This window comes from Pseudomonas sp. RIT-PI-q (assembly GCF_001297125.1).
GTDB lineage: Bacteria > Pseudomonadota > Gammaproteobacteria > Pseudomonadales > Pseudomonadaceae > Aquipseudomonas.
This window is the reverse complement of the sequence record NZ_LHPC01000042.1, coordinates 47,677-58,312: the sequence shown is the minus strand read 5'-3', so window position 1 is coordinate 58,312 and position 10,636 is coordinate 47,677. Positions and strand designations below refer to the sequence as shown.

Annotated in this window: 8 protein-coding genes; 4 read left to right on the top strand and 4 right to left on the bottom strand. The window is 59.7% G+C overall.

Features of this window, described 5'->3' with window-relative positions; genetic code table 11:
• Window positions 1–320: 320 nt before the first annotated feature.
• Together AEQ67_RS23015 and AEQ67_RS23010 are read right to left on the bottom strand one after the other, a co-directional pair.
• Complete coding sequence (locus AEQ67_RS23015; protein WP_059406116.1) at window positions 321–2,729, bottom strand: glucose/quinate/shikimate family membrane-bound PQQ-dependent dehydrogenase; 2,409 nt, start codon at window positions 2,727–2,729, stop codon at window positions 321–323.
• Window positions 2,730–2,942: 213 nt separating this feature from the next.
• Window positions 2,943–4,325: a carbohydrate porin gene (locus tag AEQ67_RS23010; protein WP_059406115.1), complete on the bottom strand. Its 1,383-nt coding sequence runs from the start codon at window positions 4,323–4,325 to the stop codon at window positions 2,943–2,945.
• Window positions 4,326–4,693: 368 nt separating this feature from the next.
• On the opposite strand from AEQ67_RS23010, the gene AEQ67_RS23005 reads away from it, so the two are divergent.
• Both AEQ67_RS23005 and AEQ67_RS23000 read left to right on the top strand, forming a co-directional pair.
• A complete protein-coding gene (locus AEQ67_RS23005) occupies window positions 4,694–4,924 on the top strand; it encodes a VF530 family DNA-binding protein (protein WP_059406114.1) in 231 nt (76 codons plus the stop codon).
• A 2-nt stretch (window positions 4,925–4,926) separates the two neighbouring features.
• Window positions 4,927–5,580: a Pr6Pr family membrane protein gene (locus tag AEQ67_RS23000; protein WP_059406113.1), complete on the top strand. Its 654-nt coding sequence runs from the start codon at window positions 4,927–4,929 to the stop codon at window positions 5,578–5,580.
• 83 nt (window positions 5,581–5,663) lie between these two features.
• Here AEQ67_RS23000 and AEQ67_RS22995 read toward each other — a convergent pair whose 3' ends face one another.
• On the bottom strand, window positions 5,664–6,434 hold the full coding sequence (locus AEQ67_RS22995; RefSeq protein ID WP_059406112.1) for a siderophore-interacting protein: 771 nt from the start codon (window positions 6,432–6,434) through the stop codon (window positions 5,664–5,666).
• The gene (locus tag AEQ67_RS22990) at window positions 6,431–7,006 is read right to left on the bottom strand and encodes a PadR family transcriptional regulator (protein WP_059406111.1); all 576 of its coding nucleotides are present in this window, start codon (window positions 7,004–7,006) and stop codon (window positions 6,431–6,433) included. The genes AEQ67_RS22995 and AEQ67_RS22990 overlap by 4 nt, the downstream gene beginning before the upstream one ends.
• 495 nt (window positions 7,007–7,501) lie before the next feature.
• Between AEQ67_RS22990 and AEQ67_RS22985 the strand changes: the two genes are divergently transcribed.
• Together AEQ67_RS22985 and AEQ67_RS22980 are read left to right on the top strand one after the other, a co-directional pair.
• On the top strand, window positions 7,502–7,993 hold the full coding sequence (locus AEQ67_RS22985; RefSeq protein ID WP_059406110.1) for a hypothetical protein: 492 nt from the start codon (window positions 7,502–7,504) through the stop codon (window positions 7,991–7,993).
• A gap of 112 nt (window positions 7,994–8,105) precedes the next feature.
• Complete coding sequence (locus AEQ67_RS22980) at window positions 8,106–10,628, top strand: CS1-pili formation C-terminal domain-containing protein (RefSeq protein ID WP_059406109.1); 2,523 nt, start codon at window positions 8,106–8,108, stop codon at window positions 10,626–10,628.
• The last annotated feature ends 8 nt before the right edge of the window (window positions 10,629–10,636 follow it).

Sequence of the window (10,636 nt, the reverse complement as noted above, 5' to 3'; positions counted from 1 at the left end):
ATACTCAGGGAAAGCCCGACACGGCTCTCTATATCGCTTTCGCTGGACGCAAGCATGCATGTCCCTGCATGTACTTAGCGCCTGTGGAGGTTGTCGATGCAAACGCTCCTGTCTCAGAAATTCACTGTATTCAAATGTGGGAGATCGCGAAGGTAGTCAACGATGACGCGTTTTATCAGGATAAACTTGGCGTATTCGAATGCTTCGCTGGCAAGCCAGCTCCTACAGGAATGGTGCGATCTGCCAGTTGTTCGGCGTGCATCCACAAAAAAAGGCGACCCCCTCACAGGAGTCGCCTTTGCTTTTACCGCCGCTAAAACTTACTCAGACAACTTGTAAGCAATCACATAGTCACCCTGCTTGGTGCCCAGCGAGCCATGACCGCCCGCAACGACCAGCACGTATTGCTTGCCGTCCTTGCCGGTGTAGGTCATCGGTGTGGTTTGCGCGCCTGCTGGCAGGCGGCCTTCCCACAACTGCTTGCCGTTTTTCACGTCGTAGGCGCGCAGGTATTGGTCGAGGGTGCCGCTCAGGAAGCCGACGCCACCGGCGGTGGTGAAGGTCCCGCCCAGGCTTGGCACGCCCATGCTCAACGGGATCGGGACCGGTGAGCTGTCGCGTACGGTGCCGTTTTTGTGTTTCCACAGGGTTTTGGCGGTGGTCAAGTCGATGGCCGCCACGTAGCCCCAGGCCGGCGCCTGGCACGGCAGGCCCATGGGCGACAGCAGGGCTTCGAGGACTACGCCGTACGGCGCGCCTTTGTTGGGTTGCACGCCTTCGGTTTCGCTTTTGCGCGGGCCTTGGGCGGCGATTTCGGCGGCCGGGATCAGTTTTGATTTGAACGCCATGTAGCTCGGGTTCACGAACGCGATCTGACGCACCGGATCGACCGAGATGCCGCCCCAGTCGAACACACCGAAGTTGCCTGGGTAGACGATCGAACCTTGCAGCGATGGCGGGGTGAACGGGCCGTCGTAGCGCAGGGATTTGAAGTCGATCCGGCAGATCAGTTGGTCGAACGGGGTCACGCCCCACATGTCGCGTTCCTGCAACGGCGGCGGCATGAGGTTGAGGTCGGATTTCGGTTGGGTTGGCGAGGTGTGATCGCCTTCGACTGCGCCTTGTGGCACAGGCACTTCGTTGATTGGCACGATGGCCTTGCCGGTGCTGCGGTCCAGCACGTAGATGCTGCCTTGCTTGGTGGACGCGAGCAGCGCTGGCTTCACGCCTTCAGCGGTTTTCAGGTCCATCAGGGTTGGCTGGCCGCCGACGTCCATGTCCCACAGGTCATGGTGGGTGAACTGGAAGTGCCAGCGCGCCTTGCCGGTGCCGATGTCGAGCGCGGTCAGGCCGGCAGCGTGCAGTTCCGATTCAGGGGTGCGCGCACCACCGAATTGGTCCGGGGTCTGGTTGCCCATCGGTAGGTAGAGCATGCCGAGTTTTTCGTCGACGGCGAACATGGACCACATGTTCGGCGAGTTGCGGGTGTAAACCTTGCCGTCGGCAATCGGCGTGGTGTCGTCCGGGTTGCCGCTGTCCCAGTTCCACACCAGTTTGCCGGTGTGCACGTCGAACGCGCGGATGACGCCGCTTGGCTCGTCGGTGGAGACGTTATCGGTGACGTGACCGCCAATCACCACCAGGTCTTTGGTGACTGCCGGTGGCGAGGTGGAGTAGTAACCGCCGGCCGTAAAGCCGCCGATGTTGGCGCTCAGGTCGACCTGGCCGCCGTTGCCGAAGTCTTCGCACATTTTGCCGGTGTCGGCGTTCAGGGCGATCAGGCGGGTGGCGGCGGGCGGCGGGGAGGTCCGGCGCGGGCAGGCGCGGGTGACGGGCGCGCTGGCGCGGCCGGTCGGGCTCTGCTCGGAGGCATACGCGGCGTCATCGTGATACGACACGCCACGGCAGGTCATGTGTGCCCAACCCTTGAAGTTCGCCGCGTTTTGCGTGGAGAGCTTCGGGTCGAAACGCCAGATTTCCTTGCCGGTGTCCGGGTCCAGGGCAATCACCTGGCTGTGCGGCGTGCAGACGTAGAGCATGCCGTTGACTTTCAGCGGGGTGTTTTCAGCGGTGGTTTCGCCCGGATCGTTCGGCCCTGGCAGGTCGCCAGTGCGGAAGGTCCAGGCCGGCACCAGCTTGTTCACGTTCTGTGGCGTGATCTGCGCCAGTGGCGAGTAGCGGTCGCCATGGGCGCTGCGGCCGTAGGAGTTCCAGTCACCGTCGGGCATGGCCGGGGCGGTGTTGGTCATGCCCGGGACGCTGTCGCGGTCCAGTTGGCCTTTGATTTCACCGGGGTTGGTGAACTGGCTGGCCAATGCCGCAACGCCAGCGAGTACCACGGCCACGCTCAGCGCGCCGGTGCCCATCGGGGCCGCGCCGCTCAGCAACAACGGACGACGGAACCACGGCAGCAACATGACGATGCCCAGCGCAAACAACAGCGCCAGGCGCGGCACCAGTTGCCACCAGTCGAGGCCGACTTCCCACAGGGCCCACACGGTACTGGCAAACAGCACCAGTGCGTACAGGCCCAGCGCCGCACGGCGAGCCGCGATCAGCAGTGCGCCGGTCAGCGCCAGGCCGATACCGGCCAGCAGGTAATACAGCGAGCCGCCGAGCATGCTCAGCTTGATCCCCCCGGCCAGCATGGCCAGGCCCATTAGCAGAAGCAGGATACCGAGCAGGCTCGGCAGCAGACGGCTTCGACTCAAAGCACCATCAGTGCTCATAGTGTGGTTCTCCGTGACGTTTCAAGTAGTCCCGCGCAAGTTCACTGTAGATGATGATCCTGAGCGGGCATGGTTCAGATAAATGAATTTGGACGCCGCAATCCCTGTAGGAGCTGGCTTGCCAGCGAAAGCGGTGTGTCAGTCGGCGCAATTGTCGCCTGATAGATCGCCTTCGCTGGCAAGCCAGCTCCTACAAGGGGCTTGTGCCATTAATTAGAAGGATGACTGGATCTTGATGCCGCCAATCAGCGCGTCATCGACCTGGTCCACGCCACCGGGGTGGCGGATGTATTGCAGGTTCGGGCGCACGGTCAGCCAGTTCGTGACGTGCACGCCGTAATAGAGTTCGGCGCTGTATTCGGTGTCCTGCGGTGGCAGGAACGACGGGTCGTCGTAGTCGAAAACGTCTCGGGCCTGATTGGTCGCCTCGGCGTTTTTGCGGTAGGCCGGGTTGACGTGAACCCGGGCGAGGGCGAAACCGATGTCGTCCCTGGCGCGGGCGTCGAACAGGCCTTTATAGACGACACCGGCCTGGACATAGTTGTCGATGGCGTTGGTTTTCTTGTCGTGCATCGTGCCGTTGGCAAACACACTCAACCCGCGTGAATTGTCGCTGGCCCGGCTAGTGATTTGCTGCTGAATACCCAGCCAGAGGCCGTGCTTGCTCGACGCGCTGCGGTACGCCTCGCCACTCAGCGCCGCGGGCTGGCCGTTGCTGTCTTTATAAGCGTCAGTGGCATTGGCGCTGCTGTAGTAATAACCGGCGCGGTATTCGCCCGGCAGGCCGTTGAGTTTCGGCGTCCAGACCAGTTCCACCGGCACGATCGCGCCCTCGGTGCCGCTGCCGCTGAGCTTGAAGCCATTGCCGCGATCGAGGTTCGACGGGTTCTGCTCATACGCGCCGACTTGCGCATACAACTCCGGCGTCAGGTGATATTTGACCCGCAGCGCCCACTGGCTGACCGGCCAGTTGTACCAGATGCCACCGACCCAGTTGCCGACCTGGGAGCCGCAGAACGCCAGGTTCTGGAAGTCGCAGGGGAAGCTGTTGAAGTCCTCGCCTTCGCCGAAGCGGCCGACCTTGATGTCGAGTTTCTGGTCGAAGAATTTCTGCTGATACCACATCTGCGTCAGGCGCCAGGTCTGCCCGCGCCCCCAGACTTCCTGGGCCGAGGTGAAGCCGCCAACGCGCGGATCGTTGATCCGGTCATTGCTGATGTTGTTGCCGCTGCGTTCGGTGATGGTCAGCTGAAATTCGGCGTCGTCCCAACCGAGGATTTTCTGCAAGTCCAGGTGCGTGCCGAGGCCGAACTGGTCGCTGTAGCGGGCAGTGCGGTCGTGGTCGTAGCCGCCGTGCAGATTGCTGCCCATTTCCCCGGTGTAATCGACTTTGAAGTCGTAGCCTTTTTCCGAAAGTTCAGTGCGCTTGCCGTTCCAGTCGCCGAGCATCCACGGCGACTCGCTATCGAAGGCCGGCGCCGCCTGAGCACAGGTGACGAAACCCAACGTGGTTAATCCACCGATCAGGTTCAGGGCTTTTCTGCTGGCAATAGCAGGCAAGACAGCGCTATCTCGCGAAGTTTGAAAATAAGGCATAGAGAGGAAATTCTTGATCTTTTTCTGGGGGATGAACTGGAGTGAAGCAGGTAGCGGAAGCGTTTCAGCTTGGCGGGCGTAAGGATAATGTCCTGTTACAAATAGAGAAAGGGCTTTTCCTGACATGCATCGTTTCGGATTACGTAACAGTCATCCTGTAGGAGCGAGCTCGCTCGCGAAGAACGTCACAACACCGCGTTCATCCAGACGGCACGCGTTTTCATTGGCGTCCATCGCGAGCGAGCTCGCTCCTACAGGTTTTACGGAATCACCTACATTTAGAAGATAGCGCACAGAGCCCTTCCACCCGAACAGCCCCTCGGCTAAGGTGCGCGGCTTCCAATCCCTACTTCGCTCAAAGGCACGGCATGACCGAACAGAACAACAACCCGCTGCACGGCGTGACGCTGGAGCAAATCCTCAACGTCCTGGTTGAACACTATGAATGGTCCGGGCTGGCCGAGCGCATCGACATCCGTTGTTTCAAGAGTGACCCGAGCATCAAGTCGAGCCTGACGTTCCTGCGCAAAACCCCGTGGGCGCGGGAGAAGGTCGAGCGCTTGTACGTGAAGTTGATGCGCACCAAGCGTCCGCTCTGAACATGGTCACCCAAACGACGCCAGGTGCTGCCGCGAGGCGTCGTTTTGTCGCTGTGGCGGCGATGCTTGGCTGGGCGGGATTGAGCATTCAGCTGTACCTGATTTTCTACTCACGCTGGACGCTGGCCGCCAGTCTGATGGGTGGGCTGATGAGCTTCTTCAGCTACTTCACCGTGCTCAGCAATACCCTGGTGGCGACCGTGCTGACCTGTGAATTGACGTCCCGCGAATCGGCGGCGCGACGCTGGTTTTTGCAGCCGTGGGTCAGCAGTGGAATTGCCGTGAGCATCGCCGTGGTCGGCCTGGCGTACAGCGTGTTGTTGCGCCATTTATGGCACCCCGAAGGCTGGCAATGGCTGGCCGATGAGCTGATGCATGACGTCATGCCGCTGCTGTTTTTGATCTATTGGTGGTGCTGTGTGCCCAAGGGCACGTTACGGCTGAAGCACATCGCGTTGTGGGTGATTTACCCGGTTGTGTATTTTGCTTATTCGCTGCTGCGCGGGCATTTGCTGGCGACGTATCCGTATCCGTTCATTGATGTCGAGAAGCTGGGTTATCCACAGGTGTTTATAAATGCCGGGGGATTGTTGGTGGGGTTTGTGCTGATTGCATTGTTGGTGATTGCGCTGGATCGACGCCGTCATCAATTGTAGGAGCTGGCTTGCCAGCGAAAGCGTCCGTGAGCGTTGCATCGCCCATGAGGACGCCTTCGCCAGCAAGCCGGCTCCTACACAGGTCAGTCATCCAACCGCCAATAGCCGACTGCTTTGACGAATTGCTCGTCCAGCCCATGCTCATCCAGCAGCACCCGACGGATCTGCCGCGACACTTTGCTCTCGGTCGCCACCCAGGCATACACACTGCCCGTGGGCACCTGGACCTGCTTCACGGTGGTCAGCAAATGGTCCTTGCCACCTTCGCGCAGCACCCAGATCACATTGACCTCGGCGGCGCTCTCCAGCACCTGCTGCTCCTTGCCGTTCTCTACTTCGACGATCACCAACGCGCGCCGGTTGGCCGCCAGACCTTCCAGGCGCCGGGCGATGGCGGGCAGGGCGGTTTCGTCGCCGATCAGCAGGTAGCTGTCGAACATGTCCGGCACGATCATCGAACCCCGTGGCCCGCCAATGTGCAGGAACTGCCCCGGTTTAGCCTGCTCGGCCCAGGTCGCAGCAGGGCCGTCGCCGTGCAACACGAAGTCGATGTCCAGTTCCAGACTGTCGAGGTCGTAACGACGCGGCGTGTAATCGCGCATGGCCGGCATCGGGCCGTTGTCTTTACCGGCACCGAGCACCAGGGTTTCCAGCGCCGCGTGTTCCGCCGCGTTCTGTGGGAACAGCAGCTTTACGTGATCGTCGGTGCCGAGGCTGATAAAACCGGCCAGTTCCGGGCCACCCAGGGTAATCCGACGCATGCGTGGGGTCAGGTCGACCACCCGCAGCACTTCCAGACGACGGCGTTTGATCTCGTGCATGACACGGTGAATGGTTTGGATCACTTCAGTCATTCGGCGTTCTCCTGGGCAGTTTGAACGGCGGGGCCGTCAACGATGGCTTTGGCAGTGTTGTTAAGCAGGGCGGCGACACGCTGGATTTCTTCCACGCTCCAGCGGCCATGGTGCAATTGCAGCGCGTGCCGCAGGTTGTGCACGGCTTCGTGGATTTCGGGCGGGCGATCATGACCGCGCAGCGAGCGCTTGCTGACGTCGATACGCATCCGCACACCTTCAAGGGCAATCGCCTGCTCGCTCAATGACTGACGCCCGGCATCGGTGACGGCGTAGCGTTTTTTCCCGCCTTCAGCGTCGCCCTGAATCATTTCGCTTTCTTCCAGGAAGGTCAGCGTCGGGTAGATCACACCGGGGCTGGGGCTGTAGGCGCCGTCGAACATGCCTTCGATCTGGCGGATCAGGTCGTAGCCGTGGCACGGCTGTTCGGCGATCAGCGCCAGCAGCAGCAATTTCAGGTCTCCGGGGGCGAACACCCGGGGTCCGCGACCGCCGCGCTCGCGGCCGGGGCGTTTTTCGAAGCCGTCGCGGCCATCGCCGTGTTCGCGGTGGGGGGAATGATGGTCTCTCATTTTTGCTTTCTCTCGTCGTGTTTAGATACAACTTAAGATATATCTTATGGCTCGCGCAAGACCCGCCGACCAGTGGCGTGCAGTCCGGGATTCAGAGTTTTGCCGGGAACGGCATCGGGCGGCGTTCACGACGTCCGTTGGATAATGCTGAATCTTCGATCAGGCTGATCTGTTATTTGAATCATTCGTGTTTGTTTAAAGTTTAAGGGGTCTTTAGCTCTAAATTGTTTCTGCTGTCATGTTTTAATATGTTTGTCGCTTTGTGTAATTGTTGCTTTTTATTTGTTGGGTTTTTCTTCTTTGCTCAGTTCTTCGGGGCTACGTGCGTTGTCGAATTTTCCTACTTACTTTCATTTTTATTTGAATGATCATCTGCCCCGTTGAAAGTGTGGTGATGGTTCTTGTCTTGCAATCATGAAGTTAAGATTGTTTTCGATTGTTTCTGCTGCTTCAACTTTTAACAACACTAATATTTCTAATAACAGGTACGTAAGCATGTTCAAGAAAATTGCCTTCGCGGTTCCAATGGCTGTCCTTTCCCTGAGTTCTGCCGTTGCGTTTGCTGCTGACGACGCGCGCACTTCCATCAACATCAGTGCGACCATTCCAAGCAAGGTATTCCATGCTCAGCCACGGGACCCGAACTTCGGTGTTGACGAAAAAATGGCCTACGACCTGGCGAAAGGGACACTGTCGCCGCTGCGTGCGACCTACGATGTGCGACACACCAGCGGTGGCGTGGGGGCCTACGTCGAGGGCGGTCCACAGCCGCTGTCCAATGGCTTGAGCACCATCGCTCTGACTTACACCTTCAACGGCGTGACACTGACCGAAAAGTCCCAGGAAGTTGTCACTGAAGCCTTGGCCAAGCCCGGCACACAGGTTGAACTGGTGATTGCTGCCGCCAAGCCAACCGATACTCAGTACGGTGAGTTCAATGCGACTCCGATCGTTATCTTCGACGCTATGGCCAGTGTCACTCCCTAACAGGTTAGCGAACTAAGGCTTATGCCTGGTTGATAACTGTTATCGGTCGGCGGGTAACTTTTATGCCCGTCGATCGGCGCTTCATTTTATTTATATTCAGAGTAATCAGTTCATGTTCCCGATGACTCCCATCGCGGCGGCGCTTGCACTTTTTTTGTGTGTGAATGCCTGGGCCGCGCCAACGGGCGGCGGTCACACACCTCGAAGTTTGCTTGCGCAGGCCAAAGGCTTGCCGACTGAATTCGAAGAACATTTCTTTGATGTGCCGTTGGCTGTGCGCGTGGAACTTGACCAACAATTTCTCGGCGAGGCCATGGTTGTATTGGCTCGCGACGATAGCCTCACCCTCGTTGATTTCACCGATGTCAGCGATAGCAGGATCAAGCCCGGCGAACGCGAAGTGTGGGCAAAATATTTGAATCAGGGTGTAAGGCTCGGTGGCTGCGAGGGCCAATGCCCCGGCCAAATGCTGGCGGTGCATTACAGCCTTGAAAACTCCCTGGGTTCCATTCTTACCCAAGGTGCCGAGCGCAGCGATCAGGAGCAGCGTTACTACCACCTGCCCGAAGCAGGCAGCAGCGGACTGATCATCCGCAACCAGCTCAACCTCAATGGCGGCCGGAATCAGCAGCCCGGTGGGCGATATGGCCTGGAAGCCAGCAGCAGCCTGGGCAACTGGAGCCAAACCGCCCACCTGCAACTGTCCCGATACGGCGGCATGGACGACCAGCTCTACCACGCGTTGCACGAGCTTCATACCCAGCGTGAATTGCAGGGCCAATTCCTGCGCCTCGGCTACTTCACTCCGACTTCCGAAGGGTTGACCCGGCAGCCGCGAACATTTGGCGCCAGTCCCGATACGGCGTTGGGTGTCATGTATGGCAACTCTGACAGCCTGGCGATCAATAATCCGAAACCGGCGGTTTATCCGATCTACGTCACCGCCAATCGCCAGGGCTCGGTGGAGTTTTACCGTGACGGTCTGCTGATCAACACGCAAGCCGTGCCTGCCGGGTTGCAGACCCTCGATACCCGACCGCTGCCCGGCGGCATCTATGAAGTGGAAGTGCGCTTGATCGAGGACGGCCGGATCACCTCCAGCACCCATGAACTGGTGTACAAGCCGAACAACTGGCGTAACCACGACCAGCCGTGGCGCTACAACCTGTTCGCCGGCCGTGAGACCCGCTTGCTGAGCAATTGGGATGAGCAGGCCGAAGGCGATATGACTGCCGGCGCGGCGTTCAACTTCTTGCTGCACCCGCGCGTGATCCTCGGCATGACCGGTCGACAGGTGCGCGACAGCCTGCAATACGGCGCGTCCATCGATTGGGCAGTGGTCAACAACACCAGCGTTTATGCCAACGTCTATCAGACCGAAGACCACGGCACGGGCCTTGATCTGCAGGGGCTGTATTCCTACGCCGGGGGCAGCATTGTCGCCAGCCACAACCGTAGCTGGCTCGACACGACCCGACTCTACGACACCCTGCCCGATGGCACGCGGGTGCGTCAGCGCGCTGTGTTCGTCGGGCAGACCAGCCACTCGTCGCTGTCGTTGAATCATCGACTCAACAGCAAAAGCTCGGCCAGCGCCCGGCTGTCCCACAGTGACGGCAATACCCGAGGCGTCGGTATGGACCTGGGCTGGAATCAGCGCACGCAACTATTGGGCAGCGATGCCAACTGGCGGTTGTCGCTGTTCGATCGGCCGGGCAGTTTCAGCTCGGGTGACAAGCGCAATCGCGGGGTCGACCTGAGCATCAACATCGCATTGGGCGGGGCGGGGGAACAGTGGTCCGGCAGTCTCGGTTCGCGCACCGCCCGCGAGGGCGGCCGCGACCACAATGCCTCGCTGAGTTATCGCAAGGATCTTCAGGATCACCTGCTGCAAAGTGTCTCGGCGACAGCCACCACCGATACCTACGGCGTCGGTTTGTCGGCCATGGCGACAATGCAATCGGATCGGGTCAGTGGTGACGGCTTTATCCAGCGCTCCTCCTACAACAATGATCTGACCGGTGGGCTCAACCTCGACAGCACCGTGGCCGTCGGCGCGCAAAAAATGATCATGACCAGCCAATTCCACCGCGACGGTGCGGGGATGATCATCGACGTGGAATCGGACATCGACGGCCTTGCCCTGCGCGCCGACGATTTGAGCGGCGGCAGTGCTGTCCTGCGACCAGGGCGCAATTTCGTGCCGCTCACGGCTTATAAAAGCAGTTCGGTGAGTTTCGATTTCGAGGGCAATCATGTGCCCGCCGCCAGTATCCAGCCGGCCCGCTCCAGCTATCACCTGAACAAGGGCGGCGTGGAGTACCGCAAAGTCACCATCAGCAAAACCGTGACCGTGCTTGGGCGCCTCGTCGACCCCCAAGGCAAGCCGCTCAAGGGCCATCACATCATCAACCACGCCAGTCGTGGCGTGAGCGAAGTCGACGGGTTTTTCTCGATGGAAATGAACGCCGGCTCGCCGACGCTGCTAGTGCGTTCCGGCAATCAGGTGCTTTGTCAGTTCCGTCTCGATCCGGACAGCGCACGTCGTGAAAACGATGTGCTGATGATCGGGGATTTGCGCTGTTCGCCGGAGACGTTGGCGGATGCGACTTCTAAAGCCGACAAGGCGGGATGACAGCAGAC